The organism is Microbulbifer zhoushanensis (genome assembly GCF_021729055.1).
Classification (GTDB): domain Bacteria; phylum Pseudomonadota; class Gammaproteobacteria; order Pseudomonadales; family Cellvibrionaceae; genus Microbulbifer; species Microbulbifer zhoushanensis.
Genome location: NZ_JAJSAO010000009.1, coordinates 64,006 through 90,975 on the forward strand (window position 1 = coordinate 64,006; position 26,970 = coordinate 90,975).

The 26,970-nt window shown below is 59.1% G+C and carries 37 protein-coding genes; 2 read left to right on the plus strand and 35 right to left on the minus strand.

Annotation, left to right across the window (positions count from 1 at the left end):
• Window positions 1–130 precede the first annotated feature (130 nt).
• The 30 genes from LVD10_RS16990 to rpsJ form a co-directional block, all read right to left on the minus strand.
• A complete protein-coding gene (locus LVD10_RS16990) occupies window positions 131–604 on the minus strand; it encodes a hypothetical protein (RefSeq protein WP_232940914.1) in 474 nt (157 codons plus the stop codon).
• A 445-nt stretch (window positions 605–1,049) separates the two neighbouring features.
• Window positions 1,050–1,295 carry a YeaC family protein gene (locus LVD10_RS16995; RefSeq protein ID WP_232940913.1) on the minus strand — a complete coding sequence of 82 codons (246 nt, stop codon included), beginning with the start codon at window positions 1,293–1,295 and terminating at the stop codon, window positions 1,050–1,052.
• Window positions 1,296–1,407: 112 nt separating this feature from the next.
• Window positions 1,408–1,803: a 50S ribosomal protein L17 gene (rplQ, locus tag LVD10_RS17000; protein ID WP_232940912.1), complete on the minus strand. Its 396-nt coding sequence runs from the start codon at window positions 1,801–1,803 to the stop codon at window positions 1,408–1,410.
• Between the two features lie 123 nt (window positions 1,804–1,926).
• On the minus strand, window positions 1,927–2,931 hold the full coding sequence (locus LVD10_RS17005; protein ID WP_232940911.1) for a DNA-directed RNA polymerase subunit alpha: 1,005 nt from the start codon (window positions 2,929–2,931) through the stop codon (window positions 1,927–1,929).
• Between the two features lie 27 nt (window positions 2,932–2,958).
• Window positions 2,959–3,579 (minus strand): 30S ribosomal protein S4, encoded by a 621-nt coding sequence (gene rpsD, locus LVD10_RS17010; protein WP_232940910.1) that lies wholly within the window; start codon window positions 3,577–3,579, stop codon window positions 2,959–2,961.
• A 15-nt stretch (window positions 3,580–3,594) separates the two neighbouring features.
• Window positions 3,595–3,984 (minus strand): 30S ribosomal protein S11, encoded by a 390-nt coding sequence (rpsK, locus tag LVD10_RS17015; protein ID WP_091516932.1) that lies wholly within the window; start codon window positions 3,982–3,984, stop codon window positions 3,595–3,597.
• Window positions 3,985–4,058: 74 nt separating this feature from the next.
• Window positions 4,059–4,415, minus strand: a complete 357-nt coding sequence (gene rpsM, locus LVD10_RS17020) for a 30S ribosomal protein S13 (protein ID WP_232940909.1) — start codon at window positions 4,413–4,415, stop codon at window positions 4,059–4,061.
• Window positions 4,416–4,721: 306 nt separating this feature from the next.
• The gene (gene rpmJ / locus LVD10_RS17025) at window positions 4,722–4,838 is read right to left on the minus strand and encodes a 50S ribosomal protein L36 (RefSeq protein WP_091516926.1); all 117 of its coding nucleotides are present in this window, start codon (window positions 4,836–4,838) and stop codon (window positions 4,722–4,724) included.
• A gap of 42 nt (window positions 4,839–4,880) precedes the next feature.
• Window positions 4,881–6,227: a preprotein translocase subunit SecY gene (gene secY / locus LVD10_RS17030; protein WP_232940908.1), complete on the minus strand. Its 1,347-nt coding sequence runs from the start codon at window positions 6,225–6,227 to the stop codon at window positions 4,881–4,883.
• Between the two features lie 11 nt (window positions 6,228–6,238).
• Entirely contained in the window at window positions 6,239–6,673 is a 435-nt protein-coding gene (gene rplO, locus LVD10_RS17035) for a 50S ribosomal protein L15 (protein WP_232940907.1), read from the minus strand.
• Between the two features lies 1 nt (window position 6,674).
• Window positions 6,675–6,860, minus strand: a complete 186-nt coding sequence (gene rpmD, locus LVD10_RS17040; protein WP_232940906.1) for a 50S ribosomal protein L30 — start codon at window positions 6,858–6,860, stop codon at window positions 6,675–6,677.
• A gap of 40 nt (window positions 6,861–6,900) precedes the next feature.
• Window positions 6,901–7,407 carry a 30S ribosomal protein S5 gene (rpsE, locus tag LVD10_RS17045; RefSeq protein ID WP_232940905.1) on the minus strand — a complete coding sequence of 169 codons (507 nt, stop codon included), beginning with the start codon at window positions 7,405–7,407 and terminating at the stop codon, window positions 6,901–6,903.
• A 10-nt stretch (window positions 7,408–7,417) separates the two neighbouring features.
• Window positions 7,418–7,768, minus strand: coding sequence for a 50S ribosomal protein L18 (gene rplR, locus LVD10_RS17050; protein WP_232940904.1), 351 nt, complete (start codon window positions 7,766–7,768; stop codon window positions 7,418–7,420).
• A gap of 13 nt (window positions 7,769–7,781) precedes the next feature.
• Entirely contained in the window at window positions 7,782–8,315 is a 534-nt protein-coding gene (gene rplF / locus LVD10_RS17055) for a 50S ribosomal protein L6 (RefSeq protein WP_232940903.1), read from the minus strand.
• Window positions 8,316–8,327: 12 nt separating this feature from the next.
• On the minus strand, window positions 8,328–8,720 hold the full coding sequence (gene rpsH / locus LVD10_RS17060; protein ID WP_232940902.1) for a 30S ribosomal protein S8: 393 nt from the start codon (window positions 8,718–8,720) through the stop codon (window positions 8,328–8,330).
• Window positions 8,721–8,762: 42 nt separating this feature from the next.
• Window positions 8,763–9,068 (minus strand): 30S ribosomal protein S14, encoded by a 306-nt coding sequence (gene rpsN / locus LVD10_RS17065; protein ID WP_232940901.1) that lies wholly within the window; start codon window positions 9,066–9,068, stop codon window positions 8,763–8,765.
• A 9-nt stretch (window positions 9,069–9,077) separates the two neighbouring features.
• Window positions 9,078–9,617 (minus strand): 50S ribosomal protein L5, encoded by a 540-nt coding sequence (rplE, locus tag LVD10_RS17070; RefSeq protein ID WP_232940900.1) that lies wholly within the window; start codon window positions 9,615–9,617, stop codon window positions 9,078–9,080.
• A gap of 18 nt (window positions 9,618–9,635) precedes the next feature.
• A complete protein-coding gene (gene rplX, locus LVD10_RS17075; RefSeq protein WP_232940899.1) occupies window positions 9,636–9,953 on the minus strand; it encodes a 50S ribosomal protein L24 in 318 nt (105 codons plus the stop codon).
• A 20-nt stretch (window positions 9,954–9,973) separates the two neighbouring features.
• On the minus strand, window positions 9,974–10,342 hold the full coding sequence (gene rplN, locus LVD10_RS17080; protein WP_091516889.1) for a 50S ribosomal protein L14: 369 nt from the start codon (window positions 10,340–10,342) through the stop codon (window positions 9,974–9,976).
• Between the two features lie 34 nt (window positions 10,343–10,376).
• Window positions 10,377–10,640 carry a 30S ribosomal protein S17 gene (gene rpsQ, locus LVD10_RS17085; RefSeq protein WP_232940898.1) on the minus strand — a complete coding sequence of 88 codons (264 nt, stop codon included), beginning with the start codon at window positions 10,638–10,640 and terminating at the stop codon, window positions 10,377–10,379.
• 2 nt (window positions 10,641–10,642) lie between these two features.
• Window positions 10,643–10,834, minus strand: a complete 192-nt coding sequence (gene rpmC / locus LVD10_RS17090; protein WP_067087030.1) for a 50S ribosomal protein L29 — start codon at window positions 10,832–10,834, stop codon at window positions 10,643–10,645.
• Window positions 10,834–11,247, minus strand: a complete 414-nt coding sequence (gene rplP / locus LVD10_RS17095) for a 50S ribosomal protein L16 (protein WP_067087034.1) — start codon at window positions 11,245–11,247, stop codon at window positions 10,834–10,836. Before rplP ends, rpmC begins: the two co-directional genes overlap by 1 nt.
• 11 nt (window positions 11,248–11,258) lie before the next feature.
• The gene (gene rpsC / locus LVD10_RS17100) at window positions 11,259–11,939 is read right to left on the minus strand and encodes a 30S ribosomal protein S3 (RefSeq protein WP_232940897.1); all 681 of its coding nucleotides are present in this window, start codon (window positions 11,937–11,939) and stop codon (window positions 11,259–11,261) included.
• 19 nt (window positions 11,940–11,958) lie between these two features.
• Window positions 11,959–12,291 carry a 50S ribosomal protein L22 gene (rplV, locus tag LVD10_RS17105; RefSeq protein ID WP_067087040.1) on the minus strand — a complete coding sequence of 111 codons (333 nt, stop codon included), beginning with the start codon at window positions 12,289–12,291 and terminating at the stop codon, window positions 11,959–11,961.
• A 15-nt stretch (window positions 12,292–12,306) separates the two neighbouring features.
• On the minus strand, window positions 12,307–12,585 hold the full coding sequence (gene rpsS, locus LVD10_RS17110; RefSeq protein WP_067087044.1) for a 30S ribosomal protein S19: 279 nt from the start codon (window positions 12,583–12,585) through the stop codon (window positions 12,307–12,309).
• Between the two features lie 37 nt (window positions 12,586–12,622).
• Window positions 12,623–13,447, minus strand: coding sequence for a 50S ribosomal protein L2 (gene rplB, locus LVD10_RS17115; RefSeq protein ID WP_232940896.1), 825 nt, complete (start codon window positions 13,445–13,447; stop codon window positions 12,623–12,625).
• 14 nt (window positions 13,448–13,461) lie between these two features.
• Window positions 13,462–13,758, minus strand: coding sequence for a 50S ribosomal protein L23 (gene rplW, locus LVD10_RS17120; RefSeq protein WP_232940895.1), 297 nt, complete (start codon window positions 13,756–13,758; stop codon window positions 13,462–13,464).
• Window positions 13,755–14,369 (minus strand): 50S ribosomal protein L4, encoded by a 615-nt coding sequence (gene rplD, locus LVD10_RS17125; protein WP_232940894.1) that lies wholly within the window; start codon window positions 14,367–14,369, stop codon window positions 13,755–13,757. The genes rplW and rplD overlap by 4 nt, the downstream gene beginning before the upstream one ends.
• Before the next feature lie 18 nt (window positions 14,370–14,387).
• Window positions 14,388–15,023: a 50S ribosomal protein L3 gene (rplC, locus tag LVD10_RS17130; RefSeq protein ID WP_232940893.1), complete on the minus strand. Its 636-nt coding sequence runs from the start codon at window positions 15,021–15,023 to the stop codon at window positions 14,388–14,390.
• Between the two features lie 112 nt (window positions 15,024–15,135).
• Complete coding sequence (gene rpsJ, locus LVD10_RS17135) at window positions 15,136–15,447, minus strand: 30S ribosomal protein S10 (protein WP_066967210.1); 312 nt, start codon at window positions 15,445–15,447, stop codon at window positions 15,136–15,138.
• Between the two features lie 153 nt (window positions 15,448–15,600).
• Here rpsJ and LVD10_RS17140 point away from each other — a divergent pair, with 153 nt between their 5' ends.
• Both LVD10_RS17140 and LVD10_RS17145 read left to right on the plus strand, forming a co-directional pair.
• On the plus strand, window positions 15,601–16,110 hold the full coding sequence (locus LVD10_RS17140; protein ID WP_232940892.1) for an aminoacyl-tRNA deacylase: 510 nt from the start codon (window positions 15,601–15,603) through the stop codon (window positions 16,108–16,110).
• A gap of 381 nt (window positions 16,111–16,491) precedes the next feature.
• Entirely contained in the window at window positions 16,492–17,952 is a 1,461-nt protein-coding gene (locus LVD10_RS17145; RefSeq protein ID WP_237064405.1) for an alkaline phosphatase PhoX, read from the plus strand.
• Window positions 17,953–18,039: 87 nt separating this feature from the next.
• On the opposite strand, the gene tuf is transcribed toward LVD10_RS17145, so the two are convergent.
• The 5 genes from tuf to rpoC form a co-directional block, all read right to left on the minus strand.
• Complete coding sequence (tuf, locus tag LVD10_RS17150) at window positions 18,040–19,233, minus strand: elongation factor Tu (RefSeq protein WP_232940890.1); 1,194 nt, start codon at window positions 19,231–19,233, stop codon at window positions 18,040–18,042.
• A gap of 42 nt (window positions 19,234–19,275) precedes the next feature.
• The gene (fusA, locus tag LVD10_RS17155; protein WP_232940889.1) at window positions 19,276–21,384 is read right to left on the minus strand and encodes an elongation factor G; all 2,109 of its coding nucleotides are present in this window, start codon (window positions 21,382–21,384) and stop codon (window positions 19,276–19,278) included.
• A 110-nt stretch (window positions 21,385–21,494) separates the two neighbouring features.
• A complete protein-coding gene (gene rpsG / locus LVD10_RS17160) occupies window positions 21,495–21,965 on the minus strand; it encodes a 30S ribosomal protein S7 (RefSeq protein ID WP_232940888.1) in 471 nt (156 codons plus the stop codon).
• 113 nt (window positions 21,966–22,078) lie between these two features.
• Window positions 22,079–22,453 carry a 30S ribosomal protein S12 gene (rpsL, locus tag LVD10_RS17165; protein WP_232940887.1) on the minus strand — a complete coding sequence of 125 codons (375 nt, stop codon included), beginning with the start codon at window positions 22,451–22,453 and terminating at the stop codon, window positions 22,079–22,081.
• Window positions 22,454–22,705: 252 nt separating this feature from the next.
• Window positions 22,706–26,935, minus strand: a complete 4,230-nt coding sequence (gene rpoC / locus LVD10_RS17170) for a DNA-directed RNA polymerase subunit beta' (protein WP_232940886.1) — start codon at window positions 26,933–26,935, stop codon at window positions 22,706–22,708.
• Between the last annotated feature and the right edge of the window lie 35 nt (window positions 26,936–26,970).

Here is a 26,970-nt window from a genome sequence, read left to right on the forward strand (position 1 = left end):
CTCTTCCTGGTTGGCATAAAAAGGGCCGTCCCCCGGGGCGGCCCTTTTTCAATGCAGGTTCATGGCGGCCGGATTTACCAGGTACGAATTGATCGGTTTCGCAGCCCTGGCTATCGACGCTGGTTTCGCCTCAATTCCCGTAGGCCTTTTCCCGCGCCTGCTGTAACTCCCGGCGCAGGTACTGCTGCCGTGTAAGCCCATCCGGGAACACATCCATTTCCTGGACCCGCTGCAGGATCTGCGCTTCCATCGCCTTGTAGCGGGCAAACCCCGGCTCATCCCGGTAGGGATCGTATTCCTCACGGGCTTCTGCGCGCTGGCGGTACTGGGCCATCAACCCGGCGGCCGCCTGATCGAATTCCTCCTTACCGGTACTGTTGCGCTCCAGCCAGGCGAGCTTGAGGGTCAACGCCTCGAAAGCAATTACCCGGCCCTCTGACTCGATCCGCTCGATCAGCGCCCATGCCTCCTCATCACCCGGTGCAGTCGCAGAGCCCGCGAAATACGCCTTCAGCGCCCGCTTGTCCTCCTCACGCTCCAGGTAAGCCTCTACCCGGGGATGTGAAAGCAACTGGTCCCGCGTCGGCTCACCCTCGCCTGCCAATATCCTATCCCTGTCTCGGGCCACTGCGGCAGGTGCAGAGGGAATACCGCCGGGCCCCTCTACAACGGTACCGGACCCGCCCGTTCCCGAATACAACTGACTACCCGCCCACCAGAGCGCAACCGCCAACGCCGGCAGGGCCCAGAGCCACCTTTGTTGATGTTTCCCCATAGAGCCTGTCCTTGTCTGCATCCACGACCTACCCACCTCACTCAGCATAACGCCAGCCGGGGCGGGAACCGAGACCGCCCATGCATTCACGCGTTAAATCTGGCGACAGAAGAAAAGCACGGTGCGACACCGCCGAGACACCGGTACAAGGACAGGAAAGAAAGTGATCGGGGGAGATGGGGAAATTGCGGTACAACCCGGCTGGGCTACCCGGACTGTTCCTGGGGAAAGTCTGTCGCAGTATCAGCTGCCGGCAGCTTTCCCCGGCATCGGATCAGCGCCAGTTCAGGGGCTGGGCCTCGTCCTTGTCGCCACAGGGCGTTTTCTTCGGCGCCACATAGCCCACCTGGGACTCTCGTGGCAGGTTGCGCAGCTCCCAGGCTCGCACGGCTTCTGCACACAGCATCTTCTGCTCACTGGTCAGGGCCACCCCATTGGGCCATTTGCCCAGCTCGATGGCGCGCTTGAGGCTGCCGACGATCTGCGGGTTCAGGTTGTCCAGCAGTTGCTGCAAGTCCATGGGGAAACCTCCGGGTCATGGAAGGCGCACTGGGCACCGACCGGCCAATTATACGACAAACAGGCAAAAAAAAAGCCGGTCAGGGACCGGCTTTTTCGTTGACGACTGCGACTCAGGCCTCGGCGGCCTCAGCTGCGTCGTCGTCCGCCTGCGGGCGGTCAACCAGCTCGACGTAGGCCATGGGGGCCTTGTCGCCGGCGCGGAAGCCACACTTCAGGATACGGATATAGCCACCCGGGCGAGCGTCGTAACGCGGGCCCAGTTCGTCGAACAGCTTCTTGACGGCATCCTTGTCACGGATACGGGCAAATGCCAGGCGACGGTTGGCAACACTGTCCTTCTTGGCCAGGGTGATCAGCGGCTCGGCAACCCGGCGCAGCTCCTTGGCTTTCGGCAGTGTGGTTTTGATCAGTTCATGTTCTACCAGTGACGCAGTCATGTTCTTGAACATGGCCTTGCGATGGGAACTGGTACGGCTGAATTTACGGCCACTATAGCGATGACGCATAACTCAATTCCTTACGACAGTTGCTTTCTCAGCAGGTCGTTCTGGAGCGGTGCCGCACAGGGTCGTGTCACCGCTCGGGTTCTATCTATCGACGGCGCGACCGGAGCCGCGCTTACCAGATGCTTACAGGGGGCTCAGCTTGCTGTCACCCTTGAGGCTGGCCGGCGGCCAGTTCTCCAGGCGCATGCCCAGGGACAGACCACGGGAAGCCAGGACGTCCTTGATTTCAGTCAGGGACTTCTTGCCCAGGTTCGGAGTCTTCAGCAGTTCCACTTCGGTGCGCTGGATCAGGTCACCGATGTAGTAGATGTTCTCTGCTTTCAGACAGTTAGCCGAACGCACGGTCAGCTCCAGGTCATCCACCGGGCGCAGCAGTACCGGATCGACTTCCGGCTCGTCCTGCTTGGGCTGGGACTCATCCGGGCCTTCCAGGTCCACAAACACTGCCAGCTGCTGCTGGAGGATTGTGGCGGCGCGACGGATAGCCTCCTCCGGATCCAGGGTACCGTTGGTCTCCAGGTCCAGAACCAGCTTGTCCAGGTCAGTCCGTTGCTCTACACGCGCGGATTCCACTGCGTAGGAAACGCGGCGGACCGGGCTGTAGGAAGCGTCCAGCTGCAGACGGCCAATCGCACGGGTTTCCTCCTCGTCCTCGTGACGGGCGTCGGCGGGCTGGTAGCCACGACCGCGCGCCACCGTCAGACGGAGGCTGAGTTCCACGTCACCGGTAATATTGGCGATCACGTGCTCCGGGTTGACGATCTCGATGTCGTGATCCACCTGGATATCACCAGCGGTCACGGCACCCGGGCCCTTCTTGCTCAGGCTCAGCACTGCCTGGTCCTTGCCGTGCATGACCACGGCAACGTCCTTCAGGTTGAGCAGGATTTCAATTACGTCTTCCTGCACACCTTCAATGGCGCTGTACTCGTGCTCGACACCGTCGATCTCGACTTCGGTGACGGCGCAGCCTGGCATGGAGGACAGCAGGATGCGACGCAGGGCGTTACCCAGAGTGTGGCCGAAACCACGCTCCAGGGGCTCCAGAACCACTTTGGCGTGATTCTGGTTGTACTCAGTGACGTCAATACGACGCGGTGTCAAAAACTCGTTGACAGCAGTCTGCATAGCCATACCTGTTTACAGTTGTATCCCTTACTTGGAGTAGAGTTCCACGATAAGGTTTTCGTTGATCTCTGCCGGCAGGTCAACACGATCCGGAACACGCTTGAAAGTGCCTTCCAGTTTGGTCGCGTTGACATCTACCCACTCGACATCGCCACGCTGGGCGGCGAGGGAAACGGAATTCTGGATACGCATCTGCTTCTTGGCTTTCTCGCGAATAGAAACCACGTCACCAGCCTGTACCTGGTAAGACGGGATATTCACGGTGCTGCCGTTAACCAGAATCGCCTTGTGAGCTACCAGCTGGCGTGCTTCAGAACGGGTAGAACCGAAGCCCATGCGGTAAACCACATTGTCCAGGCGCTTCTCGAGCAGCTGCAGCAGGTTTTCACCGGTTGCACCCTTCAGGCGCGCCGCTTCCTTATAGTAGTTGCGGAACTGCTTTTCCAGTACGCCGTAGATGCGGCGAACCTTCTGCTTTTCACGCAGCTGTACGCCGTAGTCAGACAGGCGGCCGCGGCCGGCGCCGTGCTGGCCCGGCTTGGCCTCTGCACGACACTTGGAGTCGTGCGGGCGAACGCCGCTCTTCAGCTGCAGATCGGTACCTTCCCGACGGGAAAGTTTACATTTTGGTCCAATATAACGTGCCATTTTGTCAGCCCCCTCTTACACGCGACGCTTTTTGGGCGGACGACAACCATTATGCGGGATCGGCGTCACGTCGGTGATATTGGTGATCTTGAAGCCGCAGTTATTCAGGGCGCGAACAGCAGATTCGCGACCGGGGCCGGGGCCCTTAACTTCGACGTCGAGGTTTTTCAGGCCGTATTCCTGAGCGGCATTACCCGCGCGCTCAGCGGCCACCTGGGCTGCAAAAGGCGTGCTCTTGCGCGAGCCACGGAAACCGGAACCACCGGCAGTGGCCCAGCTGAGGGTATTACCCTGGCGATCAGTGATCGTCACGATCGTGTTGTTGAACGATGCGTGGACGTGGGCAACACCGTCGACAACGGTCTTTTTGACCTTTTTGCGAACAGTAGTTTTTGGCTTAGCCATACCTGTATCCTAAATCCTGTATCAACTCCCCGGCCAGCAAAGCGCCGCGGGGATTGTTAAACCGCGAGAGCCGCTTACTTGCGGATCGGCTTGCGCGGACCCTTGCGGGTACGGGCGTTGGTCTTGGTGCGCTGGCCACGCAGCGGCAGGCTGCGACGGTGGCGCAAACCGCGGAAGCAACCCAGGTCCATCAGACGTTTGATGTTCATGGATACTTCACGACGCAGGTCGCCTTCCACGGAAAGCTTTGCAACTTCGCCACGGATGGACTCGATCTGCTCTTCAGACAGTTCGCGGATTTTGGTGGATTCAGCGATACCAACCGCTGCCAAAATTGATTTAGCCGTGGTGCGACCGACCCCATAGATATGGGTCAGGGAGATCACGGCGTGCTTGTGGTCTGGTACATTGACACCAGCAATACGTGCCATAGAGGCATACTCCACGTATTGGGAGCCACGTGCTTTGTCTTCAAAGCGTGACTCAACTCTAGATTCGGCGCTGACAGCGACTAAAAAACCGGCGGCGCCACCAAAAAGGCGCGCAAGAATAGCTTCTCAGACACTAAATTGCAATAGTCCGCCTCTCCCCGGGTCTCCCGAGAAGAAACGGACGACAGTCAACGCCCCCTGTTGGCAGCAGCTGACCCGTGGGTCCCTGCTGCCCGGAACCGACCAGGAGGTCGAATCCGGCGCCGGTGACCGGGAGGGGAATCCCAGCCACCGGACTTGTCTCGATTAGCCCTGGCGCTGCTTGTGGCGCGGATCGGTGCTGCAGATTACCCGCAGAACGCCCTTGCGACGCACGATTTTGCAGTTACGGCAGATCTTTTTAACAGAAGCGCGTACTTTCATGACCTTACCTCAATTCAATCAAACTGCTGCCTGGTGTCGCGATCAGCGACGACCGTAGCCTTGCAGGTTGGACTTTTTCATCAGCCCCTCGTACTGGTGGGACAACAGGTGTGACTGCACCTGTGACATGAAGTCCATCACCACGACCACGACGATCAGCAGTGAAGTACCACCCAGATAAAAGGGTACGTTAAACCCGACCACCAGAAACTGCGGCAGCAGGGAGACCAATGCGATGTATACCGCACCCACCAGGGTCAGACGGGTCAGCACGCTGTCGATGTAGCGCGCGGTCTGCTCACCGGGACGGATGCCGGGCACATAGGCACCGGATTTCTTCAGGTTGTCTGCCACTTCGTTCGGGTTGAACATCAACGCCGTATAGAAGAAGCAGAAGAAGCCGATCAGCAGTGCGAACAGGATAATGTTCAGCGGCTGACCCGGCCCCAGTTGCAGCGCCATCCACTGCAGGATCTGGGCACCGAAGCCTTCACCACCCTCACCGAACCACTGCGCCAGAGTGGCGGGGAACAGCAGGATGCTGCTGGCAAAGATTACCGGGATCACACCGGCCATATTGACCTTCAGCGGCAGGTGGCTCGACTGCGCAGCCGGGGCTGCGGAGTAGCGACCGGCCTGGCGGCGCGCGTGGTTAATGGTAATGCGACGCTGGCCGCGCTCCATGAACACCACGAAGTACACTACGGCCACCGAGATAAAGCCCAGTAACAGCAGCAGCAGGAGATGCAACTCGCCCTGGCGCGCCTGCTCGAAAGCCTGGCCGACCGCACTGGGCAGGCCTGCCACAATACCGGCGAAGATCAGCATGGAAATACCGTTGCCGACACCGCGCTCGGTGATCTGCTCACCCAGCCACATCATGAACACCGCACCGGTTACCAGTGACACGACGGCCACGAAGTAGAAACCGAACGCGGGCTCAGCTGAGTAGGCCAGGTTCTGGCCAGCGAGACCAAAGGTCATGCCGATACCCTGGATCAGGGCCAGCACCACCGTCAGGTAACGGGTGTACTGGTTGATCTTGCGCCTGCCGGCGTCCCCCTCTTTCTTCAGAGCTTCCAGAGAGGGTGTCACCGCGGTCATCAACTGCATGATGATGGACGCGGAGATGTACGGCATGATGCCCAGCGCCAGAATACTCATGCGTTCCAGTGCGCCACCGGAGAACATGTTGAACAGGCCCAGGATTGTTCCCTGGTTCTGGTTAAACAGGTTCGCCAGCTTCTCCGGATCAATGCCGGGCACCGGAATATGGGTACCTAAGCGATACACCAGTATCGCGAGGAACAGAAAACGAAGGCGAGCCCAAAGCTCGCCCAATCCCTTGCTGTTGCCCAGGGAATTTACGCCGGATCCTGGTCGTGCCATTGGGGCCTCAATTAGTCTTCTACTTTACCGCCAGCAGCTTCGATGGCCGCTTTAGCGCCCTTGCTGACTGCCAGACCTTTGACGGTCACCGCCTTGGTCAGCTCGCCGGACAGGAACACTTTGGCGCGTTTTACGTGGCTGCCGATAATATCGGCATTCTTCAGCGCTGCCAAATCAATTACGTCCGCATCCACCTTGTTCAGCTCACCGACGCGCACTTCCGCTGCAAAGCGGGAGCTGTACGCGGTGAAACCGTACTTCGGCAGGCGCTTCTGCAGCGGCATCTGGCCGCCTTCGAAGCCCGGACGCACGGATCCGCCGGAACGGGATTTCTGGCCCTTGTGGCCGCGGCCACCGGTTTTACCCAGGCCGCTACCGATACCACGGCCGACGCGCTTGGCGTCGTGCTTGTGGCCTTCTGCGGGAGACAGGTCGTTCAAACGCATGTTATTCCCCCTCTACCTTAACCAGGTAGTTAACTTTGTTGATCATGCCGCGCACGGAGGGAGTGTCTTCCACTTCCACAGTGTGACCGATGCGGCGCAGGCCCAGACCCGCAACGCACGCCTGATGGTTTTTCAGGCGCTTGGCGATGCTTTTGATCTGGGTGACTTTAATGGTCTTCTTAGCCATGGTCTTAACCCACTAAATAACCTTGGTGTCCGAACCGCGATCAGTTCAGGATTTCTTCAACAGACTTGCCGCGCTTGGCCGCTACATCTTCCGGGCTGCTCATCTGAGCCAGCGCGTTGAAAGTAGCGCGTACCACGTTCACCGGATTGGTGGAGCCGTAGCACTTGGCCAGTACGTTGTGCACGCCAACCATATCCAGGACGGAGCGCATGGCACCGCCGGCAATAACACCGGTACCCTGGGAGGCGGGCTGCATGTACACCTTGGAACCGCCGTGGCGGCCGTTGGTGGCATACTGGATGGTGTCGCCATTCAGTTCAACCTGAATCATGTTGCGACGCGCAGCTTCCATAGCCTTCTGGATCGCTACCGGCACTTCGCGGGCCTTGCCGCGGCCGAAGCCGACACGGCCGTTACCATCGCCAACCACAGTCAGTGCTGTGAAGGCGAAAATACGACCACCTTTAACAGTCTTGGCAACACGATTGACCTGGACCAGCTTTTCCTGCAGGCCTTCGTCGTTGCTTTTGTCTTTCTCTCTAGCCATAACTCAACCCTTAGAATTTCAGACCGGCTTCGCGGGCAGCGTCAGCCAGAGCCTTTACGCGGCCGTGGTACTTGAAACCGCTGCGATCGAAGGCGACCTGCTCAACACCAGCGGCCTTGGCGCGCTCGGCGATCAGGGTGCCAACCGCAGTAGCGGCATCGACGTTCCCGGTTTTTCCTGAGCGCAGGTCTTTGTCCAGGGTAGAGGCAGAAGCCAGTACCTTGTCGCCATCGGCGGACAGGACCTGTGCGTAAATGTGGCGCGGCGTACGGTTCACGGTCAGGCGAACAGTGCCGAGCTCGCGGATCTTGGCGCGGGCACGGCGTGCACGACGCAAGCGAGATTGCTTCTTAACGTTCATTTCTATGCCCTACCTACTTCTTCTTGGCCTCTTTCCGGAACACACGCTCGTCGGCGTAGCGGACACCCTTACCTTTGTAGGGCTCCGGCGGACGGAATGCGCGGATCTCAGAAGCCACTTGGCCCAGCAGCTGCTTGTCGCTGCTCTTGAGTACGATTTCAGTCTGGGACGGAGTTTCGGCGGTAACGCCCTCCGGCAGCTGATAATCAATGGGGTGGGAGAAACCCAGAGTCAGGTTTACGGTCTTACCGGACGCCTTGGCGCGGTAACCTACACCGTTCAGCTGCAGCTTGCGCTCGAAGCCCTGGCTGACACCTACCACCATGTTATTGACCAGTGCGCGTGTAGTACCCGCGAGCGCCTTGGCCTTCTTGGAACCGTTACGGGCGACGAAAGTCAGCTGGCTATCAGCCTCAGCCACTTCCACATCACCGTGGATGACCATGTCCAGGTTGCCATTGCTGCCTTTGACAGCGATATCCTGGCCTTTCAGGTCAACAGTAACGCCTGCGGGGATTTTTACCGGATCATTTGCTACTCGAGACATATCAACCCCCGCTTAGAATACGGTGCAAAGCACTTCGCCACCGATACCAGCCTGGCGTGCAGCACGATCAGTCATAACACCCTTGGAGGTGGAGACGATCGCGATACCCAGGCCACCACGTACGGACGGCAGAGCTTTTTTGCCAAAGTAGGCGCGCAGGCCCGGACGGGACATGCGGTCCAGCTCGGCGATGACCGGCTTGCCCTGGAAGTATTTCAGGTCAATGGTCAGCTCCGGCTTGGTGCCTTCGCTTACGGCGTAATCGTTGATGTAACCCTCGTCCTTCAGGACTTTGGCCACATTAATTTTCAGTTTGGATGAAGGCATTGCGACCTCAGCCTTGCCACGCCCGAGGGCGTTGCGGATGCGGGTCAGCATATCTGCCAACGGATCTTGCATACTCATTTTATGAGACTCCTCAAATCTGCCGAATACCGGCTGGACTTCTTACCAGCTGGACTTGACCAGGCCGGGAACATCACCACGCATGGCCGCTTCGCGCAGTTTGTTACGGCACAGGCCGAACTTGCGGTAAACAGCGTGTGGGCGACCAGTAATACGGCAGCGACGTTGCTGACGTACCGGGCTTGCATCGCGCGGCAGTTGTTGCAGCTTGAGTTGAGCCTCCCACTTCTCCTCATCGGAAGCAGTGGTACTGGCGATGATCGCCTTCAGCTCTTGACGCTTTTCAGCGTACTTAGCTGCGGTTCGAGCGCGCTTATCTTCGCGCGCAATCATGGATTTCTTCGCCATGGAATCCTCTTAACCCTTGAACGGGAAGTTAAATGCTTTCAGCAGTGCACGACCTTGGTCGTCGTTGGCTGCTGTAGTAGTGATACAAATATCCAGACCGCGGAGCTTGTCTACCTTGTCGTAGTCAATTTCCGGGAAGATGATCTGCTCATTCACGCCCATAGAAAAGTTACCGCGGCCGTCAAACTGCTTCGGGCTGATGCCACGGAAGTCACGGATACGCGGAATCGCGATATCGACCAGGCGCTCCAGGAACTCATACATACGCTCACCGCGCAGAGTTACCTTACAGCCGATCGGCCAGCCATCACGAATCTTGAAGCCCGCAATTGACTTGCGCGCCTTGGTGATAATGGGCTTCTGACCGCTAATTGCAGTCATGTCCTCGACAGCGTGCTCGAGCACCTTCTTGTCACCAATAGCCTCACCAACACCCATGTTGATGGTGATTTTGGTGATGCGCGGCACTGCCATCACATTGTCGACACCCAGCTCTTCCTTCAGCTTGGGCGCGAGTTCTTTAACGTAGAGCTCTTTAAGCTTTGCCATGATAGTTACCCAACCTGCTTATGCGTCTACGGCTTCGCCGCTGGATTTGAAGACGCGAATCTTAGTGCCGTCTTCCAGTACTTTGAAGCCTACACGGTCAGCTTTTTGGGTAGACGGGTTGTAAATCGCCACGTTGGAACCCTGGATAGCGGCTTCCTTCTCAACGATCCCGCCAGCAACACCCAGCTGGGGGTTTGGCTTCTGGTGTTTCTTGATCATCTGTACACCGGACACGATCAGGCGACCGTCGTTCAGCACCTTGCGTACGGTGCCGCGCTTGCCTTTGTCGCGACCGGCGATAACGACCACTTCATCGTCACGCTTGATCTTGCGCATAACTCTTCTCCGCTCGAGGCTTAGATAACTTCGGGAGCCAGTGAGATGATCTTCATGAACTTCTCACCGCGCAGCTCGCGAGTTACCGGGCCAAAAATACGGGTGCCAACCGGTGCATTTTGCTGGTTCAGCAGTACCGCTGCGTTTTCGTCAAACTTAATCAGGGAGCCGTCGGGGCGACGCACACCTTTCTTGGTGCGCACTACCACTGCGTTCATTACCTGACCTTTCTTTACTTTACCGCGGGGAATGGCTTCCTTAACGGTCACCTTGATAATATCGCCCACGCCAGCATACCGACGATGGGAGCCGCCCAGCACCTTGATGCACATGACGCGGCGAGCCCCACTGTTGTCAGCTACTTCTAAGTAGGATTCCGCTTGAATCATCGTCTCTCTCCGAAACTCTTCAATGCGCTAGGGGTTAAACCTTCGCCGCACGCTCTACAATTTTCTGCAAAGCCCAGGATTTGCTCTTGGACAGCGGACGAGACTCCTCGATCACAACAACATCACCGATGTTGCAATCGTTGTTCTCGTCGTGAGCCTTGAGCTTGGTGGACTTGCTCACGTATTTACCGTAGATCGGGTGCTTAACACGGCGCTCGATCAAAACGGTGATGGTTTTGTCCATCTTGTCGCTTACGACTTTACCAGTCGCAGTACGCTTCAGTTTTGCTTCAGCCATGATTAGTTACCTGCCTTCTCGGTCAACACAGTCTTAATGCGAGCAATGTCGCGACGAGTCTGCTTCAGCAGATGAGTCTGAGTCAGCTGACCGGTGGACTGTTGCATGCGAAGCTTGAACTGGGCTTCAAGTTGATTCAGCAGCTCCTGGTTCAACTCCTCAACTGACTTTTCGCGTAGATCTGCAGTCTTCATTACATCACCGAACGCTTAACGAAAGTTGTCTTCACAGGCAGCTTGGCTGCGGCGAGCTCGAACGCTTCGCGAGCCAGATCCTCGGAAACACCCTCCATCTCATAGAGGACCTTACCCGGCTGGATCTGAGCTACCCAGTATTCTACGTTACCCTTACCTTTACCCATACGAACTTCGAGGGGCTTACTGGAAATGGGCTTGTCCGGAAACACACGAATCCAGATCTTACCGCCACGTTTTACGTGACGGGTCATTGCGCGACGAGCAGCTTCGATCTGGCGCGCAGTGATGCGACCACGACCGATGGCCTTAAGGCCGAACTCGCCAAAGCTCACTTTAGAGCCGCGCTGTGAAAGACCGCGGTTGCGACCCTTCTGTACCTTGCGGAATTTTGTACGCTTCGGTTGTAGCATCTGCGCACCCCTTACTTAGCAGCTTTCTTGCGGGTCTTCTTCGGCTGCTCATCGGGCATTTCGTCGCCGATAACCTCACCTTTGAAGATCCATACCTTGATACCGATGATGCCGTAAGTGGTCATCGCTTCAGCAGTGCCGTAGTCGATGTTGGCGCGCAGGGTGTGCAGGGGCACACGACCTTCGCGGTACCACTCGGTACGGGCGATTTCAGCACCGCCCAGACGGCCACCGACCTGAATCCGGATGCCTTCCGCACCCTGGCGCATTGCGTTCTGAACCGCACGCTTCATGGCGCGACGGAACATCACACGACGCTCCAGCTGCTGGGCAACGTTCTGGGCCACCAGGGTGGCGTCCAGGTCAGGCTTGCGCACTTCTTCGATGTCGATGTGCACGGGCACACCCATCTTCGCGCTTACCTCGTTGCGCAGACGCTCAACGTCTTCACCTTTTTTACCGATCACGATGCCCGGGCGAGCGGTGTGAATAGTCACACGCGCAGTGTTTGCCGGACGCTCAATCTCAATGCGGCTCACGGAGGCGTGGGCCAGCTTCTTGCGAATGAAATCGCGAACACTCAGATCCGTGTACAGCTTGTCTGCGTACTCGTCGCTGCCTGCATACCACACAGAGGTATGCTTTTTAACGATACCCAGACGAATGCCGGTAGGATTTACTTTTTGTCCCATGGTTTTCTCGCCTGCTCTCTTATTTCTCGGCCACTTTCACAGTGATGTGACAAGTACGCTTAAGAATACGATCGGCACGACCCTTGGCGCGCGGCTTAATGCGCTTCATGGTCATCCCTTCGTCCACGAAAATTGTGGACACCTTCAGCTCGTCAACGTCGGCACCATCGTTGTGCTCGGCGTTGGCAATGGCCGATTCCAGAACTTTCTTGACGATCGCCGCGCCCTTCTTCTGGCTGAACGCCAGGATGTCCAGGGCTTCCTCGACACCTTTGCCGCGAATCTGATCAGCTACCAGACGCGCCTTTTGCGCCGACAGACGAGCGCCGCGTAGTTTTGCTGCTACTTCCATCGTTTTAACCTCGGCTTAGCGCTTCTTCGCTTTCTTGTCCGCAGCGTGACCGCGGTAAGTGCGGGTAGCGGCGAACTCGCCCAGCTTGTGGCCAACCATTTCTTCGTTGACCAGCACGGGCACGTGTTGACGACCGTTGTGCACGGCAATCGTCAGTCCAACCATTTCCGGCATAACCATGGAACGGCGGGACCAGGTTTTAATCGGTCGACGATCATTGGCTGCGATCGCCGCCTCCACCTTCTTGATCAAATGCAGATCAATAAAGGGACCTTTCTTTAATGAGCGTGGCACTGTCGATTCCTCTCTAGCTGCTCAGACGACGCGCGGCTTACTTGCCGCGACGACGTACAATCATTTTATCGGTGCGCTTGTTCTTGCGCGTTTTCTTACCCTTGGTAGGTACGCCCCACGGAGTTACCGGGTGACGGCCACCAGAGGTACGGCCTTCACCACCACCGTGCGGGTGATCTACCGGGTTCATCGCCACACCGCGAACGGTCGGGCGAACACCGCGCCAGCGCTTGGCACCAGCTTTACCCAGCTTGCGCAGGCTGTGCTCGGAGTTGCTCACTTCACCCAGGGTGGCGCGACACTCGGAAAGCACACGACGCATCTCACCGGAACGCAGGCGAATGGTCGCGTATTGACCTTCGCGAGCAACCAGCTGTACAGAGGCACCGGCAGAGCGAGCCAGCTGGGCGCCCTTGCCCGGCTTCAGCTCGATACCGTGGATCACGGCACCAACCGGGATGTTGCGCAGCGGTAGGGTGTTACCCACGCTGATCGGGGCCGCATCACCGGACTGTACGGTTGCACCGGCCTTGAGGCCTTTCGGTGCGATGATGTAGCGACGCTCGCCGTCTGCGTAGCAGACCAGGGCGATGTGTGCGCTGCGGTTCGGATCGTACTCCAGACGCTCAACCTTGGCCGGGATACCGTCCTTGTTGCGCTTGAAGTCGACGATACGGTAGCTCTGCTTGTGACCACCACCGACGTGACGGGTGGTGATACGGCCAGCGTTGTTACGGCCACCGCTCTTGCTCTTGCTCTCTACCAGAGGCGCGTAAGGCGCACCCTTGTGCAGGTCGGGGTTAACAACCTTGACCAGGTGGCGACGGCCGGCAGAGGTCGGTTTACTCTTTACAATCGGCATTGTAACTGTCCCCTTTACTCAGCAGCTTCAAAGTTGATGTCGCTGCCTTCGGCCAGACGTACATAGGCTTTTTTCCAATCGTTGCGCTGGCCCATGCCGAAACGCGTACGCTTGGTTTTACCTTTTACGTTCACGGTGCGAACCTGCTCAACAGAAACGTTGAACAGCTTTTCGACCGCAGCCTTGATCTCAGCTTTGGAGGCGTCGGTGGTAACCTTGAAAACAACCTGGTTGGCGGCGTCCGCCAGCACAGCAGCCTTTTCGGAAATTACCGGGCCCAGCAGTACTTTGTAGAGTCGCTCTTGGTTCATCCCAGCACCTCTTCAATTTTCTTGAGCGCAGATACGGTAACCACGACCTTGTCAAAGCGGATCAGGCTAACCGGATCGATGCCCTGCACGTCGCGCACATCGATCTTGTGCAGGTTGCGCGCAGCCAGGTAGAGGTTCTCGCTCACTTCTTCAGTGATGATCAGCGCGTCGGCCAGGTCGAACTGGGCCAGCTTGCTGACCAGCTGCTTGGTTTTCGGCGCTTCCACTTCGAAGGACTCAACCACCACCAGGCGCTCCTGGCGAGCCAGCTCGGACAGGATGCAACGCAGGGCAGCGCGGTACATTTTCTTGTTCAGCTTGACGCTGTGATCGCGCGGCTCAGCGGCAAAAGTAACACCACCGGAGCGCCACAGCGGGCTGCGGATGGTACCGGCACGCGCGCGGCCAGTACCTTTCTGACGCCAGGGCTTCTTACCACCACCGGAAACGTCAGCACGATTTTTCTGGGCCTTGGTTCCCTGACGGGCGCTGGCCATGTAGGCCACTACCGCCTGGTGCACCAGGTCCTGATTGAATTCACGTCCGAAAGTCACTTCAGAGACAGCTACAGTGCCTTTAGCGCCTTCGGGAGTAGCGATATTCAGTTCCATATCTATTTCCCCTCAGACTTAGGCTTTTACTGCCGGACGAACAATCACATCACCGCCGGGCGCGCCAGGTACGGCACCCTTAACCAGCAGCAGGTTACGTTCGGCGTCTACACGAACCACTTCCAGGTTCTGCACGGTTACGCGCTCGGCACCCATGTGGCCGGCCATCTTCTTGCCTTTCCACACACGACCAGGAGTCTGGCACTGACCGATAGAACCGGGTGCGCGGTGAGACAGGGAGTTACCGTGAGTTGCGTCCTGGGTGCGGAAGTTCCAGCGCTTAACGCCACCCTGGAAACCTTTACCCTTGGAAGTGCCGGTGACATCAATCATCTGGCCAGCCTCAAAGCCGGACACAGTGATCTCAGAACCGATTTCGAATGTTTCGTCAGAACCGTCAGTGCGCAGTTCGAACAGACGGGAGCCAGCCTCAGTGTTGGCTTTGGCGAAGTGGCCCGCTTGGGGCTTGGAGACACGGGAAGCCTTACGGTTGCCCACAGTTACCTGAACTGCAGCATAGCCGTCAGAATCCACGGTTTTCACCTGGGTGACGCGATTCGGGGCTACCTCAATTACGGTAACCGGGATGGACGCGCCATCTTCAGTGAAGATGCGAGTCATGCCGCTCTTGCGGCCGACAATACCTATAGTCATCGTTTTAACCTCTCAGTGCACGGGGCTTTAACCCACTGCGGCCGCCCAGTTTCAGAGCGTTACACTACCCAGACCGTTTTCGCCTGGGATTCGGTAGTTGATTTAAAAAGTGTTAGCCGAGACTGATCTGAACCTCAACACCGGCTGCCAGATCGAGCTTCATCAGCGCGTCGACAGTCTTCTCGGTGGGCTCAACAATGTCCAGCAAACGCTTGTGAGTACGAATCTCGTACTGGTCGCGCGCGTCCTTGTTGACGTGCGGGGAGATCAGCACGGTGTACTTCTCCTTGCGAGTCGGCAGCGGAATGGGACCGCGAACCTGCGCACCAGTGCGCTTGGCCGTCTCGACGATCTCCTGGGTAGACGTATCGATCAGCTTGTGATCGAACGCCTTCAGGCGAATTCGAATGCGTTGACCCTGCATGGAATCAAACTCCAACTTAAAAACCTAAAGAGCGTCCTTTTACGCAGCCCCGAGGGCGGGCGAAAAGGAGCGCGAATTCTACGGGCGCCGGGGCTGGGTGTCAAGCACTCAACCTGTCTGGTTTTTCGACGCCGCCCTGGCGCGAAACTACACTTGGCTTACCGGGCCGAACAGGAGGGCTTTACCATGACCATGGCCTCTACAGTCAGTCAATATCTGGATGACCACTCGGTATCCTACCGCGTGATCACTCACTCACACAGCGCCACCAGCCGCGAGACCGCCCACACCGCCAATGTGCGGGAGGACCGGGTTGCCAAGGCGATCCTGCTCCGTGACTCACAGGGCCCCGTGATGGTGGTGATACCCGCCAGCAGTAGCGTGGACATGCGGGCAGTCCATGATGAGACCGGCCGCAACCAGCTGGAGATGGTGCCCGAGGAAGACCTGGCAGGCACCTTCCCCGACTGCGAACTGGGCGCACTGCCCCCACTTGGACCTGCCTACGGCATCACCACCCTGGTGGACAGCAGCCTGGGGCGCTGCGACACGGTCTACTTTGAGTCCGGCGACCACGAGGAGCTTGTGGCGATGGACGGACGCGATTTCGACCAGCTGTTCTCCGGCTGCCGCCACTGCGACCTGAGCAAGGACTGGCCGTAACCTCAGCGCGGTAGACCTGAGGGCTCCTGTCAGGGCGACAGGGGCCCTCCCCAACCGAGACCGGCCTCGCCACCCGGCCCGACTCATGAGCCCGGCAGGCGCGCTTTAAGAGCGCCTGAACGCGCAGCGCTGCAACACCCCGGCCACCAAAACTTCACCCAAGCTTGCCCCGCCTGTCATTGACCACCCCTAATCTGGACGCGCATTCAATTGCGGGCGGACGGTGCCGGCGACAGCCGCATCCCACCCTCCCGCCATCCCTGTGTCCACGGTGACCGGAACCGGAAAACAGCAAGCAGTATCGCCTCCCGACCCGGTGTTCATAGCCATTGAAGCAGCCGCGGGCAGCCAATTCGCGCAACCAAGACCTCTGGAGGAATCATGGACAACAATAAAGACGCAGCCAACCTGGATCGGCGGCAGTTCTGCAAATCCGGCCTGGCGGCCGGGGCCGCGGGACTGGCCTTCTCTTCACTGGCCGCTCGCGCCGCAGCCGGGAGCGGTGCCGGATATGGACGGGGGCGCGACGCCTACTCGCCCGATTACGGCCCCCTGCAGCCCACCCGCGACCTGGCTACCGGCCTGCCCCTACTTGCGCTCCCCAGGGGCTTCGAGTACCTGTCGTTTGGCTGGACCGGCCAACTGATGGACGATGGCCGGGCCACACCGACCGATCACGACGGCATGGCGGTCTGCGCCCGCCGCGGCCACACCATCGCCCTGGTGCGCAATCACGAGCTCTCAGCAGGCGAGAGCACCCAGTGTCACGTCCCGGGAGGCATGTACAACCCGGCCGAATTTGGGGGCACCACCAACCTGGAGTTCGACCTGGCTCGCGGGCGCTTCGTGCGCTCCTACACTAGCCTCGGCGGCACTATCCGCAACTGCGCCGGCGGCCCAACCCCCTGGGGATCCTGGCTTTCCTGTGAAGAGACCTTCCACCCCTGGAACAGTCGCAATGATGGCTACAACCATGGCTATATCTTCGACGTGCCGGGGTTCGGCACCAGCAATGGTGGCCAGCCGGTCCGCGCCGCCGGACGCTTCAGCCACGAAGCGGTTGCTGTCGACCCGAATACCGGAGTTGTGTACGAGACCGAGGACGCCAACCCGTGCGGATTCTACAAATATGTGCAGCCAGGCGCCGGCCACCGCAACTGGCGCGGCGGTCGCGATCGCAGCGAAGCACTGCGGGACGGCGGCAAGCTGTATGCCCTGGTGGTGAAGGGCCAGCCATCCATGGACCTGCGGGGTGGCTTCCAGCCCGGCGATACCTTCGAGGTCGCCTGGGAAGCGGTGACCGACCCCGAGGGGATGCAGGGCCGCCCGTTCGATTCCGCCCCGAGCGCCGCCATCTTCTCCCGCGGCGAGGGCTGCTGGGAAGACCGCGGCCTGATCTACTTCGTCTCCACCGATGGGGGCACCGCCGAGCTGGGCCAGGTGTGGGTCTACGACCCGCGGGCGGAAACCCTGACCATGCTCTACGAATCCAGTGACGCCTCGGACGTGGACGGCCCGGACAATATCGCCATCAGCCCGCGCGGCGGCATCATCCTGTGCGAGGACGGCAGCTCGAACCCCAAGCGCATGGTGGGCCTGACCCACGAGGGCATTACCTTCCCGTTTGCGGAGAACCGCATTGTGCTGGGAGCCGGCGATATCGACCGCATCGACGCGGTGTACCCGGGAACCAGGGCAAACTTCTGGGATAGCACCGAGGGCGATTTCCGCGGCCGGGAATGGGCGGGGGCCACCTTTTACGGTGACTGGCTGTTCGCCAACGTTCAGTCACCGGGCGTCACTTTCGCCATCCGGGGTCCATGGAAAAAGGGAACGCTCTGACCCGGCCCCGACTGCAGCCGGACCACAGGCATAAAAAAAGCCGCAGCGTTTCCGCTGCGGCTTTTTATTCCAGATCAGGAGTAGTGATTACTCGATGATCTTGGATACCACGCCGGCACCCACGGTACGGCCACCTTCACGAATCGCGAAGCGCAGGCCTTCTTCCATGGCGATCGGTGCGATCAGCGTAACAGTCATCTGTACGTTGTCGCCCGGCATTACCATCTCGGTACCTTCCGGCAGCTGTACGTCACCGGTTACGTCGGTGGTACGGAAGTAGAACTGCGGACGGTAGCCCTTGAAGAACGGGGTGTGACGACCACCTTCGTCCTTGGACAGAACGTATACTTCTGACTCGAACTTGGTGTGCGGGGTAATGGAACCCGGCTGCGCCAGGACCTGACCACGCTCAACTTCGTCACGCTTGGTGCCACGCAGCAGTGCGCCGATGTTCTCACCTGCACGACCTTCGTCCAGCAGCTTGCGGAACATCTCAACACCGGTACAGGTGGTCTTGGTGGTGTCCTTCATGCCAACGATTTCGATCTCGTCGCCAGTCTTCAGAACGCCGCGCTCGACACGACCAGTTACTACGGTACCACGACCGGAGATGGAGAATACGTCCTCGATCGGCATCAGGAACGGCTGGTCTACAGCGCGCTCCGGCTCCGGGATGTACTCGTCCAGGGTCTCAACCAGCTTCTTAACAGCGGTGGTACCCATCTCGTTGTCGTCTTTGCCTTCCAGCGCCATCAGGGCGGAACCAACGATGATCGGGGTGTCGTCACCCGGGAAGTCGTACTGGTCCAGAAGTTCGCGAACTTCCATCTCAACCAGCTCGAGCAGCTCTTCGTCGTCGACCATGTCAGCCTTGTTCAGGAATACCACGATGTACGGTACACCTACCTGGCGGGACAGCAGGATGTGCTCGCGAGTCTGCGGCATGGGGCCGTCAGCTGCGGAACAAACCAGGATTGCGCCGTCCATCTGGGCAGCACCGGTGATCATGTTCTTCACGTAGTCGGCGTGGCCCGGGCAGTCAACGTGCGCGTAGTGACGAGTCGGGGACTCGTACTCAACGTGAGAAGTAGCGATGGTGATACCGCGCTCACGCTCTTCCGGTGCATTGTCGATACCGGCGAACTCTACCGCGGCGCCGCCCCATACTTCTGCACAAACGCGGGTCAGCGCGGCAGTCAGGGTGGTTTTACCGTGGTCAACGTGACCGATGGTGCCCACGTTCACGTGGGGCTTGGAACGTTCAAACTTTTCTTTTCCCATTTTTAGGATCCTCTAACTAAAAAGTTTTAAAGGTACTAAAGCTTAAGCTTTGGTTTTCGCGATGATCTCATCGGCAACGTTTTTCGGCGCTTCCCCGTACTTCAGGAACTCCATGGAGTAGGTAGCGCGCCCCTGGGTGGCAGAGCGCAGGTCGGTCGCGTAACCGAACATCTCGGCCAGCGGCACTTCCGCATTCACCACCTTGCCAGAAGAACTTTCTTCCATGCCCTGGATCAGGCCGCGGCGGCGGTTCAGGTCGCCAACCACGTCACCCATATTCTCCTCCGGCGTGACGACTTCCACTTTCATGATCGGCTCCAGCAGCACTGCACCACCCTTCTGGGCCAGCTGCTTGGTCGCCATGGAGGCGGCGATTTTAAACGCCATCTCGTTGGAGTCCACATCGTGGAAAGAACCGTCGTACAGAGTCGCTTTCAGGCCCAGCAGGGGGTAGCCCGCCAGAACACCGTTCTGCATCTGCTCTTCGATACCTTTCTGCACCGCCGGGATGTATTCCTTCGGTACCACACCACCAACGATCTCGTTGACGAACTCCAGGCCTTCCTCAGTCTCGTCACCGGACGGCTCGAAGCGCACCCATACGTGACCGTACTGACCGCGACCACCGGACTGGCGAACAAACTTGCCTTCGATCTCAACGTTGTTGCGAATCGCTTCGCGGTAGGCAACCTGCGGCTTACCGATGTTGGCCTCAACGTTAAACTCACGACGCATACGGTCGACGATGATGTCCAGGTGCAGCTCACCCATACCGGAGATGATGGTCTGGCCGGTTTCCTCGTCAGTCTTCACGCGGAAGGACGGGTCTTCCTGGGCCAGCTTGCCGAGGGCAATACCCATTTTCTCCTGGTCGGCCTTGGATTTCGGCTCAACTGCTACGGAGATTACCGGCTCCGGGAACTCCATGCGCTCGAGTACAATCTTGTTGTTCTCGTCACACAGGGTGTCACCAGTGGTGACGTCCTTCAGGCCGATCGCCGCGGCGATATCGCCAGCCAGTACTTCCTTGATCTCCTGGCGGTCCTTGGAGTGCATCTGCACCATACGACCAACGCGCTCTTTCTTCTGCTTTACAGAGTTGTACACGGCGGTACCACTCTCGAGCCTACCGGAGTAGACACGGAAGAAAGTCAGGGTGCCCACAAAGGGGTCAGTGGCGATTTTGAACGCCAGCGCTGCGAAGGGGGCATTGTCGTCGGCTTCACGGGTTTCGACGGTTTCCGCCTTGTCCAGCAGGGTACCCTCGATCGCGCGAACTTCAGTCGGCGCCGGCAGGAACTCGATAACCGCGTCCAGTACGGCCTGTACACCCTTGTTCTTGAACGCGGAGCCGCCCAGTACCGGCACGATCTCGTTGGCCAGGGTGCGCTGGCGAATGGCGGACTTAATCTCTTCCTCGGTCAGCTCGCCCTCTTCCAGGTACTTCTCCATCAGCTCTTCGCTGGCCTCGGCTGCCGCCTCGACCAGGTACTCACGCATTTCGTCGCACTGGTCCTGCATGTCAGCAGGGATATCGCCGTACTCGAAGGTCATGCCCATGTCGTCTTCGTTCCACAGGATGGCCTTCATCTTGATCAGGTCGACCACGCCCTTGAAGTTATCTTCAGAGCCAATGGTCATCTGCAGGGGAACGGCGTTGGCACCCAGGCGGTCTTTCAGCTGCTTCACAACCATCATGAAGTCAGCACCGGCGCGGTCCATCTTGTTGACGAAAACCATGCGCGGCACTTCGTACTTGTTGGCCTGGCGCCAGACAGTTTCGGTCTGCGGCTGCACGCCGGAGGAACCACACAGCACTACCACAGCGCCGTCCAGTACACGCAGGGAACGCTCAACCTCAATGGTGAAGTCCACGTGTCCGGGAGTGTCAATAATGTTGATGCGATGCTGGTCGAACTGCTGCTGCATACCGGCCCAGAAACAGGTGGTAGCTGCAGAGGTGATGGTGATACCACGCTCCTGCTCCTGCTCCATCCAGTCCATGGTTGCGGCACCCTCGTGCACCTCACCAATCTTGTGGGACAGGCCGGTGTAGAAGAGTACGCGCTCGGTAGTGGTGGTCTTGCCCGCGTCTACGTGGGCGCAGATACCGATATTACGATAGCGTGCGATAGGCGTTTTACGTGCCACAGTTGTATCCTCGATATAACGGCAAAAGGCAGCTGTGGAATTTATCCATGCTGCCTTTCGGTATTAATGTCTCACGATAATTTTCATGAAATTGAAAACATGCATGAGGCTTAGAAGCGGTAGTGAGAGAACGCCTTGTTGGCTTCCGCCATACGGTGTACGTCTTCACGCTTCTTGACCGCGCCGCCCTTGTTCTGGGATGCGTCGATCATTTCGTTGGCCAGGCGCTGAGCCATTGATTTCTCACCGCGCTTGCGGGAAAACTCAACCAGCCAACGCATTGCCAGTGCCATGCGGCGCGAGGGACGCACTTCAACCGGCACCTGGTAGGTCGCACCACCCACACGGCGGGATTTTACTTCCACCATCGGCGCGATGTTTTCCAGGGACTCTTCGAAAATTTCGATGGGGTCTTTGTTCAGTTTTTCAGAAACCATGTCCAGGGCACCGTAAACGATGCGCTCTGCCACGGACTTCTTGCCGCTGATCATGACGTGGTTCATGAACTTGGCCAGGGTGACATTCCCGAACTTGGGATCGGGCAGTACTTCGCGCTTGGCGACTACTCGTCTTCTTGGCATTGCAATTGCCTCTCTTCAGGGTTGCTCTGAGACGCCGCCGTACAAAATACAACTCGGCGAGCTCAGCCTTACTCCGGTTGGAAACCGAAACGCATTGGTCAAAAAAGGATTAATTAATCCTTCGGTCGCTTGGCGCCGTACTTGGAACGGCCCTGCTTGCGATCGTTGACGCCGGCACAGTCCAGTGCGCCGCGAACAGTGTGGTAGCGCACACCCGGCAGGTCCTTAACACGACCGCCGCGAATCAGTACCACGCTGTGCTCCTGCAGGTTGTGGCCTTCACCGCCGATGTACGAAGTCACTTCGTAACCGTTGGTCAGGCGCACACGGCAAACCTTACGCAGTGCAGAGTTCGGCTTCTTCGGTGTAGTGGTGTACACACGAGTGCAAACTCCACGGCGCTGCGGGCTGGCCTGCAGAGCGGGAACGTCGCTTTTTTCGACTTTGCGTTTTCTCGGCTTACGAACCAACTGGTTGATCGTTGCCATTAAAAATCACTCCAAAAATAAAACGCCCCCACCTCTAACAGTGAGGGCCCAGTCGTCAGTGTATGCCAGCCGGGCACGCAAACGCGCTCGCCGGACAGCACACCCCACATAAGCGGGGGCCGCATTCTATAGGCGGTTACCCCACGAGTCAATCGGCAAATATGTGAGCACTCACTTATGTTGCTGATTGGGCCGGCCCGGCGGGACACCGGGCCGGCTGGAACAGCGGGGCTCCCACCCCGCCACCGGGGATTACTCCCCGGAGGACTTCAGCGCCTCGGTCAGCGCCGCTTCCACTTCTTCTGCGGACGGCCCCTCGGCATAGCCCTGGGTCATCTGCATGGCACGCTTGCGCTTGCGCTCGGCATGGTACGCCAGGCCGGTACCGGCCGGGATCAGGCGGCCCACCACGACGTTCTCCTTCAGACCGCGCAGGCTGTCTTCCTTGCCGGTTACCGCTGCCTCGGTCAGTACGCGGGTGGTCTCCTGGAAGGAGGCCGCGGACAGGAAGGACTCGGTAGCCAGGGAAGCCTTGGTAATACCCAGCAGCAGGCGCTCGAACTGTGCCGGCTGCTTGCTCTCCGCACGCAGGCGCTCGTTCTCCTCGATGACCCGCTGGTACTCAACCTGGTCGCCCTTGATGAACTCGGAGTCACCCATCTCAATGATTTCCACCTTGCGCAGCATCTGGCGCACGATCACTTCGATGTGCTTGTCGTTGATGCCTACACCCTGGAGGCGGTAAACCTCCTGGATCTCATTGGTAATGTAGCGCGCGAGCTCTTCCACGCCCTTGAGGCGCAGGATGTCGTGCGGGTTGGACGGGCCATCGGAGATGACCTCGCCTTTCTCCACGGTCTCACCCTCGAACACGGTCAGCTGGCGATGCTTGGGAATCAGTACCTCGTAGTGATCCTTGCCATTCGCCAGCGGCTTGCCATCGGTCGGGGTGATCTGCAGGCGCACCTTACCCTTGGTTTCCTTACCGAAGGAGACGGTACCGGAGATCTCCGCCAGGATAGACGGCTCCTTCGGCTTCCGCGCCTCGAACAGGTCGGCTACCCGCGGCAGACCACCGGTGATGTCCTTGGTACCACCGGATTCCTGCGGGATACGGGCGACGATGTCACCGATATTCACCTTGTCGCCGTCTTTCAGGCTGACGATGGCCCGCGCCGGCAGCGCGTAGTGCGCCGGAGCGTTACTGTTGGCCAGGGTCAGCTCCTCGCCATTCTCGTCTACCAGGGTTACTGCCGGACGCAGGTCCTTACCGGCAGACGGGCGCTCGGCCGGATCGATGATCTCGATAGAGGAGAGGCCGGTGATCTCGTCAGTCTGCTTGCGGATGGACAGGCCGTCCTCCATGCCGGACAGCTTCACCCAACCGGCCACCTCGGTGATGATCGGGTGAGTGTGCGGGTCCCACTTGGCCACAACCTGGCCACCATCGATCTGTGCGCCCTCGTCGACGTTGATGGTCGCACCGTAGGGCAGCTTGTAGCGCTCGCGCTCACGGCCGGCGCTGTCGGCAACCGCCAGCTCACCGGAGCGGGAAACCGCCACCAGTTTGCCACTCTCGGCTTTCACGGTCTTGACGTTGTGCAGGCGCACGGTGCCTTCCTGCTTCACCTGGATGCTGTCCGCCGCGGAAGCACGGCTCGCCGCACCACCGATGTGGAAGGTCCGCATGGTCAGCTGGGTACCCGGCTCACCAATGGACTGGGCGGCGACCACACCCACGGACTCGCCGGAGTTGGCGCGGTGGCCACGGGCCAGGTCACGGCCGTAACACAGGGCACAGATACCGTGTGCCGTCTCACAGGTGATCGGGGAGCGCACGATTACCTCGTCGATACCCATGGTCTCGATGCGCTCGACCCACTTCTCGTCGATCATGGTACCTGCCGGGATGGCGATCTCATCGCTGCCGGGCTTGATCACATCGCGTGCGACTACGCGGCCCAGGATGCGGTCACCCAGGGACTCGATTACGTCACCACCCTCGATCACCGGCGCCATGGTCAGGCCGTCGTCGGTGCCGCAATCGTCCTCGGTGATCACCACGTCCTGTGCCACGTCTACCAGACGGCGGGTCAGGTAACCGGAGTTCGCGGTCTTGAGAGCGGTATCCGCCAGACCCTTACGGGCACCGTGGGTGGAGATAAAGTACTGCAGTACCGACAGACCCTCACGGAAGTTCGCGGTAATCGCGTTCTCGATAATGGAGCCGTCCGGACGCGCCATCAGGCCACGCATACCAGCCAGCTGGCGGATCTGCGCCTCACTACCACGGGCACCGGAGTCGGCGTACATGTAAACCGAGTTGAACGAGTCCTGCTCGGTCTCGTTGCCATCGCGATCGATCACCGGCTCTTTCTTGATGCCGGCCATCATCGCCTGGGTGACCTTGTCGTTGGTACGGGACCAGACGTCGATCACCTTGTTGTATTTCTCACCGGCAGTTACCAGGCCGGAGGCGAACTGGCTCTCGATCTCCTTGACCTCTTCCTCGGCACTGTCGATCAGCTCGGCCTTGGCAGCCGGGATCTCGAAGTCGTTCACGCCAATGGAGGAACCGGACTTGGTGGAGAAGTCGAAACCGGTATACATCAGCTGGTCGGCGAAAATAACCGTCGCCTTGAGGCCCACGTTGCGGTAACACTCGTTCAGCGCGCGTGAGATAGCCTTTTTCTTCATCGGCTGGTTGACCATCTCGAACGGCAGGCCGTCCGGTACGATGTTCCACAGCAGCGCGCGGCCGACAGTGGTGTCCTGCAGCGATATTGTCTCGCGCTTCTCGCCGTCTTCGCCGACGATCACCTCGCGGATACGGACCTTGATCTTCGCCTGCAGGCCCACCTGCTTGGCGTAGAAGGCACGGCTCACTTCCTTGATATCGGAAAAGACCATGCCCTCGCCCTTGTCGTTCACACGCTCGCGGGTCATCCAGTACAGGCCCAGTACAACGTCCTGCGACGGTACGATGATCGGCTCACCGTTAGCGGGCGACAGGATGTTGTTGGTGGACATCATCAGCGCGCGGGATTCCAGCTGCGCTTCAATGGTCAGCGGCACGTGCACGGCCATCTGGTCACCGTCGAAGTCGGCGTTATAGGCCGCACACACCAGCGGGTGCAGCTGGATCGCCTTGCCTTCAATCAGTACCGGCTCGAACGCCTGGATACCCAGGCGGTGCAGGGTCGGGGCGCGGTTGAGCAGTACCGGGTGCTCGCGGATCACCTCGTCGAGGATGTCCCACACCACCGCTTCTTCGCGCTCGACCATTTTCTTGGCCGCCTTGATGGTGGTTGCCAGGCCGCGGGCTTCCAGCTTGCCGAAAATAAACGGCTTGAACAGCTCCAGGGCCATCTTCTTGGGCAGGCCGCACTGGTGCAGGCGCAGGGTCGGGCCAACCACGATCACGGAACGACCGGAGTAATCCACGCGCTTACCCAGCAGGTTCTGGCGGAAGCGGCCCTGCTTACCCTTGATCATGTCAGCCAGGGACTTCAGCGGGCGCTTGTTGGAACCGGTAATGGCGCGGCCGCGACGGCCGTTGTCCAGCAGCGCGTCCACAGACTCCTGCAGCATGCGCTTCTCGTTGCGCACGATGATGTCCGGCGCGTTCAGCTCCAGCAGGCGCTTCAGGCGGTTGTTGCGGTTGATCACCCGACGGTACAGGTCGTTCAGGTCGGAGGTCGCGAAGCGGCCACCGTCCAGCGGAACCAGCGGACGCAGGTCCGGCGGCAGTACCGGCAGCGCCTGCATGATCATCCACTCCGGGTCATTACCAGACTTGTAGAAAGCTTCCAGCAGCTTCAGGCGCTTGGACAGCTTCTTGATCTTGGTTTCGGAATTGGTGGCCGGGATCTCTTCCCGCAGGCGCTGGATTTCCGCCGGCAGGTCGATATCGCTCATCAGGTCCTGGATCGCCTCGGCACCCATCTTGGCCTCGAACTCGTCGGCGAATTCTTCCATCGCCTCGAAGTACTGCTCGTCGTTCAGCAGCTGGCCGCGCTCCAGGGTGGTCATACCCGGATCGGTAACCACATAGGACTCAAAGTACAGCACGCGCTCGATATCGCGCAGGGTCATGTCCAGCAGCAGGCCAATGCGGGACGGCAGCGATTTCAGGAACCAGATGTGCGCGACCGGGCTGGCCAGCTCAATGTGGCCCATGCGCTCGCGGCGAACTTTCGCCTTGGTAACTTCCACGCCACACTTTTCGCAGATGATGCCGCGGTGCTTCATGCGCTTGTACTTACCGCACAGGCATTCGTAGTCCTTGACCGGGCCAAAAATCTTGGCACAGAACAGGCCTTCCCGCTCCGGTTTGAAGGTACGGTAGTTGATGGTCTCCGGCTTCTTGACCTCGCCGTAGGACCAGGAACGGATCATGTCCGGGGACGCCAGACCGATACGGATTGCGTCAAACTCTTCCAGCTGTTCCCGGTCTTTCACCAGGTTTAACAAATCTTTCAAGGCCTTTCCTCCACTTGAGGTAGTCAACCCGCCCC